The organism is Glaciecola sp. HA4-3 (assembly GCF_055693685.1).
The window spans coordinates 933,720-948,065 of sequence record NZ_CM146340.1; the positions used below are offsets into that span (position 1 = coordinate 933,720).

General features: G+C 37.9%; 22 protein-coding genes and 1 pseudogene. 20 read left to right on the forward strand and 3 right to left on the reverse strand.

Annotated elements, in window-relative coordinates; genetic code table 11:
* Positions 1–83: 83 nt before the first annotated feature.
* Positions 84–1,001 (forward strand): glycosyltransferase, encoded by a 918-nt coding sequence (locus ACZ1G6_RS04370; protein WP_472618229.1) that lies wholly within the window; start codon positions 84–86, stop codon positions 999–1,001.
* Between the two features lie 22 nt (positions 1,002–1,023).
* Here the strand turns inward: ACZ1G6_RS04370 and ACZ1G6_RS04375 are convergent, their stop codons facing one another.
* Positions 1,024–1,974 carry an integron integrase gene (locus ACZ1G6_RS04375; RefSeq protein ID WP_472618230.1) on the reverse strand — a complete coding sequence of 317 codons (951 nt, stop codon included), beginning with the start codon at positions 1,972–1,974 and terminating at the stop codon, positions 1,024–1,026.
* Between the two features lie 408 nt (positions 1,975–2,382).
* Between ACZ1G6_RS04375 and ACZ1G6_RS04380 the strand changes: the two genes are divergently transcribed.
* The 9 genes and pseudogenes from ACZ1G6_RS04380 to ACZ1G6_RS04420 all read left to right on the forward strand — a co-directional run bounded on the left by ACZ1G6_RS04380 (position 2,383) and on the right by ACZ1G6_RS04420 (position 7,802).
* The gene (locus tag ACZ1G6_RS04380) at positions 2,383–2,634 is read left to right on the forward strand and encodes a type II toxin-antitoxin system Phd/YefM family antitoxin (protein ID WP_472618924.1); all 252 of its coding nucleotides are present in this window, start codon (positions 2,383–2,385) and stop codon (positions 2,632–2,634) included.
* On the forward strand, positions 2,624–2,911 hold the full coding sequence (locus tag ACZ1G6_RS04385) for a type II toxin-antitoxin system RelE family toxin (protein ID WP_472618231.1): 288 nt from the start codon (positions 2,624–2,626) through the stop codon (positions 2,909–2,911). The genes ACZ1G6_RS04380 and ACZ1G6_RS04385 overlap by 11 nt, the downstream gene beginning before the upstream one ends.
* Positions 2,912–3,032: 121 nt before the next feature.
* Positions 3,033–3,278: a hypothetical protein gene (locus ACZ1G6_RS04390; protein WP_472618232.1), complete on the forward strand. Its 246-nt coding sequence runs from the start codon at positions 3,033–3,035 to the stop codon at positions 3,276–3,278.
* 85 nt (positions 3,279–3,363) lie between these two features.
* Complete coding sequence (locus tag ACZ1G6_RS04395) at positions 3,364–3,660, forward strand: hypothetical protein (protein WP_472618233.1); 297 nt, start codon at positions 3,364–3,366, stop codon at positions 3,658–3,660.
* An 82-nt stretch (positions 3,661–3,742) separates the two neighbouring features.
* A pseudogene (locus ACZ1G6_RS04400) lies at positions 3,743–4,933 on the forward strand (IS3 family transposase).
* A gap of 155 nt (positions 4,934–5,088) precedes the next feature.
* Complete coding sequence (locus ACZ1G6_RS04405) at positions 5,089–5,340, forward strand: type II toxin-antitoxin system Phd/YefM family antitoxin (protein WP_472618924.1); 252 nt, start codon at positions 5,089–5,091, stop codon at positions 5,338–5,340.
* On the forward strand, positions 5,330–5,617 hold the full coding sequence (locus tag ACZ1G6_RS04410; RefSeq protein WP_472618231.1) for a type II toxin-antitoxin system RelE family toxin: 288 nt from the start codon (positions 5,330–5,332) through the stop codon (positions 5,615–5,617). The genes ACZ1G6_RS04405 and ACZ1G6_RS04410 overlap by 11 nt, the downstream gene beginning before the upstream one ends.
* A 476-nt stretch (positions 5,618–6,093) precedes the next feature.
* Complete coding sequence (locus ACZ1G6_RS04415) at positions 6,094–6,603, forward strand: hypothetical protein (protein WP_472618234.1); 510 nt, start codon at positions 6,094–6,096, stop codon at positions 6,601–6,603.
* 908 nt (positions 6,604–7,511) lie between these two features.
* Complete coding sequence (locus ACZ1G6_RS04420; RefSeq protein WP_472618235.1) at positions 7,512–7,802, forward strand: hypothetical protein; 291 nt, start codon at positions 7,512–7,514, stop codon at positions 7,800–7,802.
* A gap of 67 nt (positions 7,803–7,869) precedes the next feature.
* Here ACZ1G6_RS04420 and ACZ1G6_RS04425 read toward each other — a convergent pair whose 3' ends face one another.
* Positions 7,870–8,130, reverse strand: a complete 261-nt coding sequence (locus tag ACZ1G6_RS04425) for a Txe/YoeB family addiction module toxin (RefSeq protein WP_472618236.1) — start codon at positions 8,128–8,130, stop codon at positions 7,870–7,872.
* Complete coding sequence (locus tag ACZ1G6_RS04430; protein WP_472618237.1) at positions 8,127–8,378, reverse strand: type II toxin-antitoxin system Phd/YefM family antitoxin; 252 nt, start codon at positions 8,376–8,378, stop codon at positions 8,127–8,129. Before ACZ1G6_RS04430 ends, ACZ1G6_RS04425 begins: the two co-directional genes overlap by 4 nt.
* A 151-nt stretch (positions 8,379–8,529) precedes the next feature.
* On the opposite strand from ACZ1G6_RS04430, the gene ACZ1G6_RS04435 reads away from it, so the two are divergent.
* The 10 genes from ACZ1G6_RS04435 to ACZ1G6_RS04480 all read left to right on the forward strand — a co-directional run bounded on the left by ACZ1G6_RS04435 (position 8,530) and on the right by ACZ1G6_RS04480 (position 14,319).
* On the forward strand, positions 8,530–8,820 hold the full coding sequence (locus ACZ1G6_RS04435) for a low molecular weight protein tyrosine phosphatase family protein (protein WP_472618238.1): 291 nt from the start codon (positions 8,530–8,532) through the stop codon (positions 8,818–8,820).
* Positions 8,821–9,366: 546 nt separating this feature from the next.
* Positions 9,367–9,801, forward strand: coding sequence for a hypothetical protein (locus ACZ1G6_RS04440; protein WP_472618239.1), 435 nt, complete (start codon positions 9,367–9,369; stop codon positions 9,799–9,801).
* A 101-nt stretch (positions 9,802–9,902) separates the two neighbouring features.
* Positions 9,903–10,049 carry a hypothetical protein gene (locus ACZ1G6_RS04445; RefSeq protein WP_472618240.1) on the forward strand — a complete coding sequence of 49 codons (147 nt, stop codon included), beginning with the start codon at positions 9,903–9,905 and terminating at the stop codon, positions 10,047–10,049.
* 306 nt (positions 10,050–10,355) lie between these two features.
* Entirely contained in the window at positions 10,356–10,523 is a 168-nt protein-coding gene (locus ACZ1G6_RS04450; protein ID WP_472618241.1) for a hypothetical protein, read from the forward strand.
* A gap of 523 nt (positions 10,524–11,046) precedes the next feature.
* Positions 11,047–11,427, forward strand: coding sequence for a hypothetical protein (locus ACZ1G6_RS04455; protein ID WP_472618242.1), 381 nt, complete (start codon positions 11,047–11,049; stop codon positions 11,425–11,427).
* An 87-nt stretch (positions 11,428–11,514) separates the two neighbouring features.
* Positions 11,515–11,871: a hypothetical protein gene (locus ACZ1G6_RS04460; RefSeq protein WP_472618243.1), complete on the forward strand. Its 357-nt coding sequence runs from the start codon at positions 11,515–11,517 to the stop codon at positions 11,869–11,871.
* An 89-nt stretch (positions 11,872–11,960) separates the two neighbouring features.
* Positions 11,961–12,278 carry a hypothetical protein gene (locus ACZ1G6_RS04465; protein ID WP_472618244.1) on the forward strand — a complete coding sequence of 106 codons (318 nt, stop codon included), beginning with the start codon at positions 11,961–11,963 and terminating at the stop codon, positions 12,276–12,278.
* A 594-nt stretch (positions 12,279–12,872) separates the two neighbouring features.
* On the forward strand, positions 12,873–13,115 hold the full coding sequence (locus tag ACZ1G6_RS04470; RefSeq protein WP_472618245.1) for a hypothetical protein: 243 nt from the start codon (positions 12,873–12,875) through the stop codon (positions 13,113–13,115).
* An 88-nt stretch (positions 13,116–13,203) separates the two neighbouring features.
* The gene (locus tag ACZ1G6_RS04475; protein ID WP_472618246.1) at positions 13,204–13,569 is read left to right on the forward strand and encodes a hypothetical protein; all 366 of its coding nucleotides are present in this window, start codon (positions 13,204–13,206) and stop codon (positions 13,567–13,569) included.
* 453 nt (positions 13,570–14,022) lie between these two features.
* Positions 14,023–14,319, forward strand: coding sequence for a hypothetical protein (locus ACZ1G6_RS04480; protein ID WP_472618247.1), 297 nt, complete (start codon positions 14,023–14,025; stop codon positions 14,317–14,319).
* Positions 14,320–14,346: the final 27 nt, after the last annotated feature.

Genomic DNA, 14,346 nt, shown 5'->3' on the forward strand with positions numbered 1-14,346 from the left:
GACAAACAACAGTCTTTGTTGAATAGCACAATAATGTAGTTTACTCTTGATGATTATTGTTTAATCAAGGTCAAGTTGCCACCATGCATGCTACTACCACCAATGGTTTGGTGTCTGTTTTAATTCCCTTTTACAATCGGGCCGAGTATATCGAAGAGACTCTAGCATCGGTTTATCATCAAACTTATCAGAATTTTGAAATTATTGTTGTTGATGATGGTTCACGAGATGGTGGATATGAGCTACTTAAAAATCATGCTAAGCAACGAAAGATTACTCTACTTCATCATGAAAATAGGATAAATAAAGGTCAATCTGCAGCCTTAAACTTGGCTTTGGCCCATGCAAAAGGTGAGTTCATTGCGATTTTGGATAGTGATGATGTATTTGAACCAGATAAACTAAGCTTGCAAGTCGATTATTTAAATAAGCACTCGGATATTGGTTTGGTATATGGTTCGGGTGTTGCAATGTCGGCAAGTGGCGAATATCTGTATGACATAGAAGGTAAATTTGAGAATGATCCTAGCGACCCCAATGAAGTGTTGTTAGACTGCTATTTTCATTTGCCAGTTAACTCGTTGGTACGAAAAATATGTTATGACAAGGCCGGGAACTTTAATGAAGACTACAGAGCCGCTCAAGATCATGATATGTTAGTCAGGTTATGTGAAGTCACTAATATTGGCAATATTTCCGATAAGGTATTTAAATATCGACGTCACGCCAATTCAATTAGCGCACAAAATAAATTTACCCGATGGCAAACTGGTGTGTCAATTGTTGCATCTGCAGCGCAACGATTTCCATATAAAAAAGCAACCATAAGAAAACGCATTGCCCTAATACATTTTAGGCTTGCACAGTGCTACCTTGCTAGTGAGTCTAAAGGGCGCTATTTACAAGCGTTTGGACACTTATTATTGGCTGGGTTAAAGGATCCGGTGCGAGCTTTAACTATGCTGTTGACAAACTCGAAGCGATTGAGGCAAAGCGAATAAACAACTCCAAAGTGTATGATGATTAATAGTCAATAGGGCTTCTGGTACCAGCAAACTTAGTGCCTACAACATGTGTATAGATATCGGTTGTTCTTATATCACTGTGTCCTAGCAGTTCTTGCAGTGTTCTGATATCGGTGCCACTTAGTAGCAATAAAGTAGCAAAGGTATGACGAAAAGTATGCGCAGTCACCCGTTTGTTGATTCCACTGCTGATAAGCGCTTCTCGCAAGTGTTTACGAAAGGATGTCTCGTGTAAATGGTGTCGACAAATATAACCATCGATAGGATGACGGCACTTTACACTTGATGGGAACACATATTGCCACCCTGCATCATAAGCAGCCTGTTTATATTTTTTTAATAAGCTAGTGGGTAAAGATGTTAAGCCATAACCTTCACTTAAATCGTGTTTATGTACATGTAAACTATGCTTCATTTGTTGCTTAAGTCCGGATACTAGTTTGTCTGGTAAAATAGTATATCTATCTTTATTTCCCTTTCCCTTAAATACAAAAACGGTGTTGTTAGTAAAATTTATATCTTTGATACGTAATTTAAGTGCTTCATTGATGCGCAAACCTGAACCATATAATAATCCACAAATTAAAGAATACTTTGGGGATAACAAGCTTAAAATTAGTCGGGCTTCATCCGCGGTGATGACCGTTGGCAACCTTTTGGGTTTGCGAGAGAACCCATATTTTAACTCACTGATATCAATATCAATCACGTTTTTATACAAAAAAATAAGCGCACATAAAGCTTGAGTTTGCGTGGAAGAGCTTACTTTTCTCTCGTTAGCCAGGTAGCTTAAAAAGTGCTCTACTTCAAGGTTACCCATCGTTTGAGGATGCTTAAAATTGTGAAAACGGATAAATCTTTTGACCCATGCTAGATAGGCTTTTTCAGTTTTAAGGCTTAGTCTCCTTACTCGGATTTCGGCGCGAGTTTGCTCTAGTAATTCAGACATAAATTCCTTTTTATGAGTCGTAAAATCAAATAGGTATAATGGCGATAGCGAAAATTTGTGCATTTCGTATCGCTAAGCACATACATAACACGCATCTGGTTTAATACAGAGCACCTGCAATTGTTATTCTTGAGAGCTTTTTAAATATAATAGGCAAACCAATACATCACGCTAAGTCATTAGTATCGGAAACCACAAACAAGAAAGTAACGCAAAGACAGCTAGACTTAGCCAAGCCCCTGATATATTGTAAAAAGAATACAAAAATTTCTCATTATCGAAAACTGTCCAAAAGGACTTATTCGGCAGTGTAGATAATAAGGTTGTTATCCTCCAATAGATAAATTTGATTTGGCTCTTAATTTAGGTCTATAATTGGCTCCTTATTTATTATTGGGTCAAATTAACATGCGTCAAGTATTAGCTGATTGCTCTGCAAGTATCTCAGAGCTAAAGAAAAACCCTAGTGCATTACTGAACGAAGCAGATGGTTCAACTATAGCTATATTAAATCACAATAAGCCGGCAGCCTATTTAGTTCCTGCTGAAACCTATGAACAATTGATGGACCTCTTAGATGATTATGAGTTGTCAAAGGTCGTAGAAAGCAGACGACATGAAATGGCTGATGCCATTGAAGTAAAACTAGATGACTTATAAGCTAAAGTTTCTTCCCTCAGCTTTGAAGGAATGGAAAAAGTTAGGTCATCCTATCAAGATCCAATTTCAGAAAAAATTAGCTGAGAGGATTCAAAGTCCGCACATAGCTGCAGATAAATTGAAAGGCTACAAATCAGTTTACAAGATAAAGTTAAGAACTGCGGGGTATCGTTTGGCTTATGAGGTTATTGACCAAGAGGTTGTTATTTTTGTGCTAGCTGTAGGTAAGAGAGATAAAGATGCAATTTATAAGAAATTGGCGAAACGCACGGATTAATTGGAGGATAACAAAAAGTTGAAGACGGACATAAATCAAAGAGCAGATTTCTGCCGCTTAACTAGGTGTTATATGTCATTTAGAGGATGAATAGCGTCTTTAAAAAGGAGAAGTATTTAAAATGGAAACTAATTTAGGAATGTTATCTTCATATGCATCAACTTGGGGGTTGCTAGGGCTAATTGGCACCGTTATTGTTCACTTAGCATTCAGTGCGGCTGTTTTTAATGACGCAAAGAGGTTGCAGGCAAGTAATGTCACCTTAATGTTTGTTGGTCCTGTAATTTGGACCGTATCGGTTCTAGTTGGAGGAGTTTTTGTGGCGATTGGATATTGGTTAGTTCATCATTCGGCATTGAGTAAGTGACTAGCAACATGACATATAACAAAAATTTTGAAGCGGACACTGCCAAGAGCAGGCAGCGCCGCTTAAAATGGTGTTATGTGTCTATATGAGTAAGTCTAGTGATTTAGTTGTTAGATTAGAGGAAGCCGCCAAAATCGTCAGATTGGGTGGTGATGTGCATTCAGATTACTTTGATAATTCAGACCAATTCGCAACAGAAATAGAATATTTGGCATTGTTGGTATCACAATCTGGCTTGAATCCGTTAAAGATTATTCGAGCGCAGTTTGCAAGGAAGAAGGCTAAATATACGTGGGCAAGTCCGTCATTTGATTTGGATGATTATTTGGCAGGCCATCCAGATTCTATAGAAATAGGGAACGCAATTTATGACATGTTGTAGTTTCACACATAACAAAAACATCAAGACGGATTTTGTAGTTCCCCCGTTTTAGTGGACACCTCCAACTAACTGGAGATGGCCAATGCCAAAATATACACAACCTAGAAAAACATGGAAATATTCAGCAGACTTCAAAGTCAAAGCGGTAAAACTTAGCCTTCAAGAAGGGATCCAGAGTAAGCAGGTCGCTGAAGCGCTTGATATTCACCCACTTATGCTTTCACGCTGGCGAAAATGGTATCGAGAGGGCAAGATAGAGTCTGATCCACAAGGGAGAGTCTCGGTGACTAAAAGTAAAAAAACACCTTCACGGAAAGAGCTGACAGAATTGGCAAAACTGCAAAAGGAAAACCAAAAGCTAAAGCAGGAGAATGATCTACTAAAAAAGTGGCAACGGTATCTTGCGGAGCAGCATCAGAACGATTTGGATTCATCCAAAGATACCGACACTTAGGCGTGAAAGCTCTTTGTAAGTGGTTAAACGTGTCAAGAAGCGGATACTACAATTGGTGCACGCGAGACGAATCAAATAGGAGCAAATCGGATAAGGAGCTATTGATGAAAATCACAGAGATTTATCAAAAGAGCCAAGGACGATATGGTAGTCCAAGGGTCTTCAACGTGCTCAAAAGACAAGGGCTTGATGTGGGGAAAAAACGCATAGCGAGACTGATGAAAGCATCTGGTTTAGTGGGTCGTTGTGCAAGAGTATGCCCGCGAAAGCCTGTCCTTAAACGCTTTCAACGAAGTGGTGATAATTTGCTTCTGAAGTTGAATAAACCCACGGGGGTTGACCAAGTGTGGGTAGGTGACATAACTTATTTAAAAGTGAACGGGGCCTTAGCAATATTTGGCTACCATAATGGACGTATACTCCCGACGAATATTGAGTTGGTCTTTATCAAAAGACCGCAAAGCTTGCTTAACAGTTGCGGTTCTCAGAAATGCTGTGAAGAAACGGAAAATATCAGATACATTAATTTTTCATTCAGATCGTGGCATTGAATATCTAGGATATGAATTTAGGGATGAACTGAAAAAGCATGGTATTAAGCAAAGCTTTAATCGAGCTGGGCACTGCACAGATAATGCGTTTATGGAATCGTTTTACCATTCTCTGAAAGGAGAGTTGATAAGGAAAGCCCGCTATAAGTCTGTTAAAGAGCTTCGTAATGCTTTGAAGGGGTACATTAATGGATTCTATAATCGAGTGAGGTTACACTCGAGTCTGGGCTATTTATCGCCCCTAGAATATGAGCGAACAATAGGATGAAAAATAAGGTGTCCTTTAAATCGGGTCAAGATCATTTTGTGGGAAAGCACCACAAAACCGCTTATGTAAGGTGTTATCCTCCAATAGATAAATTTGATTTGGCTCTTAATTTAGGTCTATAATTGGCTCCTTATTTATTATTGGGTCAAATTAACATGCGTCAAGTATTAGCTGATTGCTCTGCAAGTATCTCAGAGCTAAAGAAAAACCCTAGTGCATTACTGAACGAAGCAGATGGTTCAACTATAGCTATATTAAATCACAATAAGCCGGCAGCCTATTTAGTTCCTGCTGAAACCTATGAACAATTGATGGACCTCTTAGATGATTATGAGTTGTCAAAGGTCGTAGAAAGCAGACGACATGAAATGGCTGATGCCATTGAAGTAAAACTAGATGACTTATAAGCTAAAATTTCTTCCCTCAGCTTTGAAGGAATGGAAAAAGTTAGGTCATCCTATCAAGATCCAATTTCAGAAAAAATTAGCTGAGAGGATTCAAAGTCCGCACATAGCTGCAGATAAATTGAAAGGCTACAAATCAGTTTACAAGATAAAGTTAAGAACTGCGGGGTATCGTTTGGCTTATGAGGTTATTGACCAAGAGGTTGTTATTTTTGTGCTAGCTGTAGGTAAGAGAGATAAAGATGCAATTTATAAGAAATTGGCGAAACGCACGGATTAATTGGAGGATAACAAAAAGTTGAAGACGGACATAAATCAAAGAGCAGATTTCTGCCGCTTAACTAGGTGTTATATTTCACGGGAAAGTTAAGTGCTTTTTATTGTAATAGCAATTGGAATGATTCTTTATGTATTCAGTTGCATCTGGATCGTTCGATTACATTTAAAGCTTAGGCTTAAGGCAAAAGGTCAGTTGGTTTTTGAATACATGGTCTGGTTCGCCTTTATTATTATTTACTTGCCTTTTTCTTTTTTCTTTCCAGCTTGGTTAACTGAGTATTTTGCGGTTTGGGAGCGGACTTCTAATACAACAATGCTAACGTTGCTTTTAGGCTTATTTGTTTCAATCACATGTTTATTTAAGTATGGTAGGGTAAGTGAAATATAACAAAAACATGAAGACGGATTTGTCAGAAAAGCGCTGCCAAACCGCTTATGTAAGGTGTTATCTATGAAGCTTTTAACACTTTTTTTACAATGGCTTTAGTCGGTTGCGTATCAAATACTGTAGAAGAAAGAAAAGACCTTTGTAATTTTAGTAGTCTGGATGAATTGACTGGTACTTACGTTAACTTGGGAAACGGTAAACTCAATGGTCGAGATGTATATTTATCTGAAATATTATGGTCGCTTTCTAAAAGTAATTTTGAATTTTCTGATCGCGAAATCAGAAGTGTAACAATCAAGTATTTGGACAATGAATTATTAGCCTCAGCTAAGTCTATTGAAGGCAGGTTGAGTACAATAAATTTTACTAAAATAACAAAGTTTGGGGGTAACGTGATCAGCCTCTACGACAATACTGACTTTCTCCCAGATCCCTCCGGTAGCGTCGTGGTTGGGCCTCAAAACATTCAAATTAATTTTAATAAAGATTGCATGGGCAACTTGCTTATTCATAAAAGCGAAAAGGTAACGGGGTTAATATTCTTGTTAATTCCAGTCAAGTCTGAGCTAAATGAATATATAAGCTTCAAGCGAATATAGGTATACTGAATATGGGAGAAATAGATAACAAAAGAATGAAGACGGATTTGTCAGAAAAGCGCTGCCAAACCGCTTATTCAAGGTGTTATCCTCAATGGTGAATTGATGAGCGGTGGAGTATTTGTTATTACAGTATTAGGAATGTGTTTTTTCTCATTTCTAATACAACTCTTTTATATTGGGTCACTGGCGGACTACGTAGATTCAATATTTGGTTACATTGTCGGAGTGCTGATATTGCCGATAATACTAGCCCAGAGTACCATCTTGTATTTTCTTATTAATTACCACTCAAAATTTGACTAGTTCTCAAAGAAAGCATTTGTTTTTATGGCCAACAGCGTTTGTTGTGATTCTTATTTCATACTTTTATTGGGTGTTGCAATACGGGGCTCATTGATGCAAATTGAGGATAACAAAAATTTTGAAGCGGACACTGCCAAGAACGGGCAGCGCCGCTTAAAATGGTGTTATACACTTCGATGAATATCAAATATTGGTCATGCATTAGAAAACTTTGCCTATGTTATTTTGCGTTCGTGGCTTTTCTATTGGTCTGTGATATTTTAGTTTTTACACTTGTCGAGTATGGCGGGAAGCCATCTCATTTTGTTGGTTGTTATGCCACAGATGCTTTATTGGTGGGCTTTGAATGCCATGGATTCAGTGGGGCAGAAATAGTTTCGTTTGGACTAAATTATCCCTTGTATCATTTATACATGCCTATTTTCGCGCTATGGAACCCACTGGTTATTTTTTTAGCATTTGTAATGTATGCACCAGTAATTATCTTTGTAATCTCTCAAAAAAAGGTTGATTTGGCACGTGTATAACAAAGCATTGAAGCGGACAAAAATAAAGAGCAATTTTCGCCGCTTAATGCGGTGTTATATGCCGAGGTTAATTTGATGTTTAAAGAGCCATGGGTTGAGATAAATGAATATCCGCAGAAACATGGCGTGGCTCTATTGTCTGAATTAAAAAAGGAGTTGTCGGATAGTCATAATCTATTTCAGGTAGATTTGATTGTACTGGCAAAGTGTGAAGCCAATGACGATGTTCTTTTCACTGATGGCAAGAGTTTTTATATTGTTCATTTAACTTGGAGCGGAAAGACAGAAAAAAATGGATTTCCTCGAACTACTGAATTTAAGTCGGAACCCGAGTTATTGTGTTATCTCGAGAGTGTGGCAGACTAATGGCATATAACAAAAATTTTGAAGACGGATGTTCGCGAAGAGCGCGCGCCCACCGCTTAAAATGGTGTTATTTGCCATAGTGATATTTGAGCTGTGCAAGCAATATCGAATCATCCTTAACCTTGTAGACCATTCGGTGTTCATCATTAATTCGACGAGACCAGTAACCTGCAAGTCCATGTTTTAGAGGTTCTGGTTTTCCGATTCCTTCGTAAGGAGTTCTTGTGACGTCTTTTATTAGTGCATTTATTCGTTTTAATATTTTTTTATCTGTATTTTGCCAATACAAATAGTCGCTCCATGCGGTAGATGAAAAGATAAGCTTCACTCACTAAGTTCCTTTTCTGTGCCACTTCCACTCTCTAGCTCGGCGATTGACTCCAACAGTTTTCTAGCATTTTCGGGTGATCTTAGTAGGTAAGTTGTTTCTTCCATGGCCTGATAATCTTCTAACGACATCATGACGACAGATGGTTGTGTTTTTCTAGTAATTATTACTGGAGCATGGTCATTACATACTTGCTCCATTGTGCTTGCAAGTTTAGCCCTTGCTGCTGTATAACTTATAGCGTCCATCACTCTTCTCTGGTACAGTTAGTTGTACATAGTATAACGGCAAATAACAAAAACTTGAAGCGGACAAAAATAAAAAGCAATTTTCACCGCTTAAGTTGGTGTTAGATTTAGGGAAGATATGAAGCTCTTATTTGTATGTAGTGAAAATCGATTGCGTAGTCCTACTGGAGAAGAGGTATTTTCGGCCTATCCAAACGTTCAAGCTATTGGGTGCGGGACAAATAAAGATGCAGAAACGACTATATCTGGCGATTTGATTGAATGGGCAGACGTGGTGTTGGTGATGGAAAAATCACACAAGAATAAGGTTTCAAAGAAATTCAAAGATCTGTTAAAAAGTAAGCGTTTAGTATGTTTAGACATTCCAGACAATTTTGAACGAATGCAACCTGAATTAGTTCGACTGCTAGAAAATAAGGTACCGAAACATGTGCGGTTGTAGCAAATCTAACAAAAATTTTGAAGACGGATGTTCGCGAAGAGCGCGCGCCCACCGCTTAAAATGGTGTTAGGCAGCCTAAAGGATAGATTGATTGTTTGATTTCATATACGCATATTTTTTCTTTTTCTTAGGTTATCCAGTTGTTTTAGGCTCGATGGTATTAAATGATCCTCTCGGTTTTATCTTTTGGTTAATTGTCGCAGTTTTGTTTATTTGGATATTATTACGTAAGCAAAAATATGTAGTTTTAAAATTATTTACAAGTGTATGGATAATGCCCGGAACAATTGTTTGCGGGGCGGCGGGCTTAGCACCTTGGATAATGACAACTACTTGGTCATTGAATGATAGTGGCTGTGCTAACGCTCTGTCTCTGAGCATTACTTTAATATTTAATCTAGCGATAGTGTTTGGTGTGTCGAAGTTGTATACATCATTCAAACTGCGGAGGCGGCATGCCTAACAAAAAATTTGAAGACGGACAAAATACAAGAGCGATATTTCGCCGCTTAAATTGGTGTTATGCACCTGAAAGGAAATTGTAAAATGGGAATTGATTTTCAAAATAAGCCAGTTGCTGACCAATTATCATCTGCGTTCATTGGCGTTGTGTTCGTGTTGCTGGCAATTTCAATCATTGGTTATGGTGCTGCCGTCGCAATACCAAAAAATATCCTAACTCCTTTGCACGAGTTTTCGCCAACACTGGCCTTTTTTTTGGTGGATTTCGTCACCATCGGAATACCGCTTGCCGTAATATTTTATTTGGTTGCGTTGATCGCGAGACGATTTGTAGGCACTAACAAATATTACATGTTGGCTGCACCGTTTGTGATTTTCATGGTGTACGGGCTTATCGCCAATGTAATATCTAATAGTACGGTCTTCTTTTATTCAGTTATTACGGTTGCAAAAATATTGCCAGTTCTATTATGTGTTGTTTTATTAAGTAGGTCTGGGAAAAGTGAGATCGGTGCATAACAAAGCATTAAAGCGGACAAAAATAAAGAGCGATTTTCGCCGCTTAATGCGGTGTTAGTTGCATTGTCTTCTGATCAATTAGTCGAAGGTTTCGCAACGGTTTGCATACCGACATGTTAAACGAGGATGTTGAGTCAGTTAGCCGGCTAGGATTTTCTGACAAAACTATTTTTCACGCATTAGCATGCAGAATTGATATGGTAAATGACTTTTCATGGTATGTTGTTGATATGAGCAAGGTTGTTTGAGCATAAGGTAAAGCTCAAATTTAAGTGATATATTGATGTTTGGGCTGTTCACCGACATCCACCACCGAGCACAAAGAGTTGTTTTAGGAGTAAGGATGCTACCCATAAGAAAACAGGTTAAATTAGCAACTAACAAAAACTTAAAGTACGTTCCCTTCGGTCACCGGATGACGCTAGCGCGCCACCGCTTAAGTTGGTGTTATGCATCAATGCAGAGTAAATAGAATGAGCATGGTTTGGGCTACAATTTGTGTTTTGTTTTCTTTAAACATTGTAGTTTCGGTGTTTCTTATCAAAAGAGATGATTTGGATAATGAACAGAAGATTATACAAGTGCTTATTGTTTGGTTGATACCATTTATTGGTGCGCTTGGAATTTGGATTTTTAATCGTAGTCAGGATGATAATGATAAACCTAGTAGCGGCTCGTTTGGCGGCGGCTCTGGCGGGGGAATTTCAGGAGGTATTCAATAATATGAAAGTAAATATCTTCGATATAATATCGTTTTTATTGAGAAGTCATCTCATTTTTCAGGTGCATAACAAAAGCTTGAAGAGGATAAAAATGAAGAGCGATTTTTACCGCTTAAGCTGGTGTTATAACTACTAGGTGAGTACATTGAAGAAATTGGCTGTAATCGCACTTGTTTGCTTTTTGTTGATAAGCACCTTTTTTCGTTTATCGAACTTTCCTATTCGGTGCGGAGGTACAATGGTAACTTCTGTTTGCTCGGAAATGGAATTGGAATTTATGGGGTTTTATTATAAACCCTACGAATCTATCTCTATCAGTTTTGTGGACAATGATTTCGTGGGAGCAGTTCTAATTTTTACTACACTTCTGGCAAGTATCTTTATCTTCGGGTTTTATAAAGTTGGTAGAAAACTAGTGAGGTTTAAATGTGAAAAGTAGTTATAACAAAAAAATTCAAGCGGACACTGCCAAGAGCGGGCAGCGCCGCTTAATTTGGTGTTAGACATACCTTGGGAGATTTAGTTGAAAACAAGGATATTGATTGTCGTTTTAGCTTTGTTTTATAGTGCTAAGTTGCTTGCATGTTCAGTACCTATTCAAGGTGAATCATACAATAAGCTAATCGAAGTATCGTGGACAAAAGAACAAGGGACATATTATATAGCTTTTCCAAGTGAGGCTGATGGCCAAAAGTTTGATAATGTCACTCTAGGCATTCTCGGTGAAAATGATGACTTCGCATCAACTTCTGCACCGTTAGAAACTTACTCGAAAAATGGGAAGCTAGTGACTTATATTAGGGCTTTTGATGGTCTGAAAACTAGCTTAACTGTATCTGTTTGGTGGCAAGGTGACGGTGACCTTTGTCCAATTATCGGTACTAAAAAAATTGAGAAAAGGTAAGGTATGTCTAACAAAAAATTTGAAGTCGGACAAAATACAAGAGCGGTATTTCGCCGCTTAAATTGGTGTTATCTTTAAGGAGGCACTTTGGGCGTACAGTACATATTAGTAAATGAGTCTAAAAAGGAACTTATATCCTTTAAACACTTGGATGGGTCTAAAAAAAGAGAGCTTGCCGGCAATGCAGCCCAGTCGTCTATTGTCACATGGTATTTATTGCAAAATACAGGTGATAACATTCAATTTGTAACAGATACACATGATGATTGGCCGTTTACAGGTAGTTCTAGACAAGATCTTAATCTGTATCTGGATAAGACTGAGGGAATAATAGAAGATTTGATTGTTAATGAAGTTCTAGGTGATTTTGGTAAATCTTATGTGGACGAGGACGACCCCGAAAATATTTATGTTAGAGATATTAGAAATGTCTGGTGTAAGTAAAGATAACAAACGCTTGAAGCGGACAAAAATAAAGAGCAATTTTCGCCGCTTAAGCGGGTGTTATTTGCCAAAGGAAAATCGATAATACGATGCACAGAATTAGCATAGATACAGCGAAAATTATTCTGGAAGCGCTTGCGACACATGGCGGTAAAGGCTGTGGCATTATCTCTTTATCCTTGGAAACTGGTATCAGTAAATCAAAGATACGGTCATTTTTAAAATCCAATAAGGAATTTGCGACAGCGGTCTATGGGCAAAGTAAATTTAAATTAAATAAACTCGGGGCGCAAAGAGGTTCAGTTGAAGAGATGCTTAACGTCATGCGGCAGCGCAAACGTCAGGCTATTGCTATGAATTGGATTGCTGTTCTAATCTTTATTTTAGTTTTTTATCGAATTTATTAATCTAGTTATGGGTGGTTAAATTTAGATGGCAAATAACAAACGATTGAAGACGGATAAAAACAAGAGCGGTTTTTACCGCTTAATCGGGTGTTATGTGTCGATGATGATAAACGATGTTTCAACGTAAATGCCCAAAATGTGAGAACCATACTTTAGATATTCCATTAGTAATGGACTGGTATGTTTGCAAAAGTTGTTCAGCTGTTTTCACATTATCTGATAGAAGCAAACGACTTTATCGATTGATATTTGGTGTTGTTAGTTTTCTTATTTGCATTGGCATACTCAATTTATTTTTTTCTGGTTATATTTCGATATTCAGCTATATGACTTTAATTTATTTCGTATTGCCAATGATTTTCGCGATTGTTTTTAAGCTATATTGTATGTATTTTAGTCACTTAGAGAATCCGATGTTAACGAGGACTAAATGACACATAACAAAAGCTTGAAGAGGATAAAAATGAAGAGCGATTTTTACCGCTTAAGCTGGTGTTATATTTACTAGCCATGAGTGAAGCAAAAGGCTGGATTTTCGATTCAAGCGGGAAGCGAGTTGCATTTTCGAAATTCGGGGTGCTTTGGGACTTGCAGATGAAGTGTAGATACGGCTCTTTTCATGAATACCAGATATTTGATAATCAAGATGAAGTAGTAGCTTTCGCCGATGAGAATTCAGTTAGTTCAGTCGATGGAAAATTAATTGGAAAATTTAAGAAATCTTCAACGGATGATAGATACGACTTAATAGTGAATGAAGTGACGGTCGGTAGTTGTATCAATCGAAGTGGTCTAGCTGCTGCCGCGATATTTTTAATTGATTGGGGTGCGCTGTGAGTCGTAAACATAACAAAAAATTTGAAGCGGACATTGCCAAGAGCGGGCAACGCCGCTTAAATTGGTGTTATGCATCTAAGGGGACTATTTGAAATTTTCTATTGCGACTTTTCTAAGTCTTATGGCCTTTAACGCATTGAGTGATTCTGTAGAAATGATTCCTGTCTCTTATCAAGGAGTCTGGGATGTTTCTCAAGATGCGTGTACGGATAGATTCAGCGACATGAGACTTACGATTAATCCAACTACAATTGAGTATTGGGAGTCGAGTGGTGAATTGGTTGGCATTATAGAATCTAAACATATTTCACTAGTCGCAAAGTTCAAAATGATGGGCGAAGGTGAGATTTGGGAAAGTATAATTACTTATTTTATTGATAATGATAAACAAACTCTTGTGCAAGCTTTTGATAACGGGATTAGAGTCACGAGGGTTCGTTGCATCGATGCATAACAAAACGTTGAAGACGGATAAAAACAAGAGCGGTTTTTACCGCTTAACGTGGTGTTAGTTGCATTGTCTTCTGATCAATTAGTCGAAGGTTTAGCAACGGTTTGCATACCGACATGTTAAACGAGGATGTTTAGCCAGTTAGCTTGATAAGCTATTTTGACAAAACTATTTTTCACACAAAAGCATGCAGAATTGATATGGCAAATGACTTTTCATGGTATGTTGTTGATATGAGCAAGGTTGTTTGAGCATAAGGTAAAGCTCAAATTTAAGTGATATATTGATGTTTGGGCTGTTCACCGACATCCACCACCGAGCACAAAGAGTTGTTTTAGGAGTAAGGATGCTACCCATAAGAAAGTGGATTAAATTAGCAACTAACAAAAACTTAAAGTACGTTCCCTTCGGTCACCGGATGACGCTAACGCGCCACCGCTTAAGTTGGTGTTATGTGTGACGCAGATGACAAAAGTAAGAGGTAATTTATTAGTATTCCCTAGTTTTGGGATACTGATTAGTTTTTTCCCTTTAGTCATTACTATTCCGTTTGAAGCTGCTTTTGGTCATGGAACTCATTTATCACTTGGTGATTTATTTGTGATGTGCGTTCCCATAATCTCGATGAGCTATGCTTATATTGTTGCTTTCTACATGGTATTAAAGGAGCAATTTAAAACAATGGCTATTTTACTTTTACTAGGAACAATTCAAACAGCTTTGTCTATTATGGAATGGGGGATAATAGGTTGATTTCACATAACAAACGCTTCAAGCGGA

What these genes read in the sequence shown, in the direction of transcription:
- ACZ1G6_RS04375 (WP_472618230.1), bottom strand. Translation starts at nt 1,974, where the DNA reads ATGTCTGAATTACTAGAGCAAACTCGCGCCGAAATCCGAGTAAGGAGA.
- ACZ1G6_RS04470 (WP_472618245.1), top strand. Translation starts at nt 12,873, where the DNA reads ATGAAGTGTAGATACGGCTCTTTTCATGAATACCAGATATTTGATAAT.
- ACZ1G6_RS04395 (WP_472618233.1), top strand. Translation starts at nt 3,364, where the DNA reads ATGAGTAAGTCTAGTGATTTAGTTGTTAGATTAGAGGAAGCCGCCAAA.
- ACZ1G6_RS04420 (WP_472618235.1), top strand. Translation starts at nt 7,512, where the DNA reads ATGTTTAAAGAGCCATGGGTTGAGATAAATGAATATCCGCAGAAACAT.
- ACZ1G6_RS04405 (WP_472618924.1), top strand. Translation starts at nt 5,089, where the DNA reads ATGCGTCAAGTATTAGCTGATTGCTCTGCAAGTATCTCAGAGCTAAAG.
- ACZ1G6_RS04430 (WP_472618237.1), bottom strand. Translation starts at nt 8,378, where the DNA reads ATGGACGCTATAAGTTATACAGCAGCAAGGGCTAAACTTGCAAGCACA.
- ACZ1G6_RS04465 (WP_472618244.1), top strand. Translation starts at nt 11,961, where the DNA reads ATGCACAGAATTAGCATAGATACAGCGAAAATTATTCTGGAAGCGCTT.
- ACZ1G6_RS04380 (WP_472618924.1), top strand. Translation starts at nt 2,383, where the DNA reads ATGCGTCAAGTATTAGCTGATTGCTCTGCAAGTATCTCAGAGCTAAAG.
- ACZ1G6_RS04440 (WP_472618239.1), top strand. Translation starts at nt 9,367, where the DNA reads ATGGGAATTGATTTTCAAAATAAGCCAGTTGCTGACCAATTATCATCT.
- ACZ1G6_RS04415 (WP_472618234.1), top strand. Translation starts at nt 6,094, where the DNA reads ATGGCTTTAGTCGGTTGCGTATCAAATACTGTAGAAGAAAGAAAAGAC.
- ACZ1G6_RS04410 (WP_472618231.1), top strand. Translation starts at nt 5,330, where the DNA reads ATGACTTATAAGCTAAAATTTCTTCCCTCAGCTTTGAAGGAATGGAAA.
- ACZ1G6_RS04390 (WP_472618232.1), top strand. Translation starts at nt 3,033, where the DNA reads ATGGAAACTAATTTAGGAATGTTATCTTCATATGCATCAACTTGGGGG.
- ACZ1G6_RS04370 (WP_472618229.1), top strand. Translation starts at nt 84, where the DNA reads ATGCATGCTACTACCACCAATGGTTTGGTGTCTGTTTTAATTCCCTTT.
- ACZ1G6_RS04385 (WP_472618231.1), top strand. Translation starts at nt 2,624, where the DNA reads ATGACTTATAAGCTAAAGTTTCTTCCCTCAGCTTTGAAGGAATGGAAA.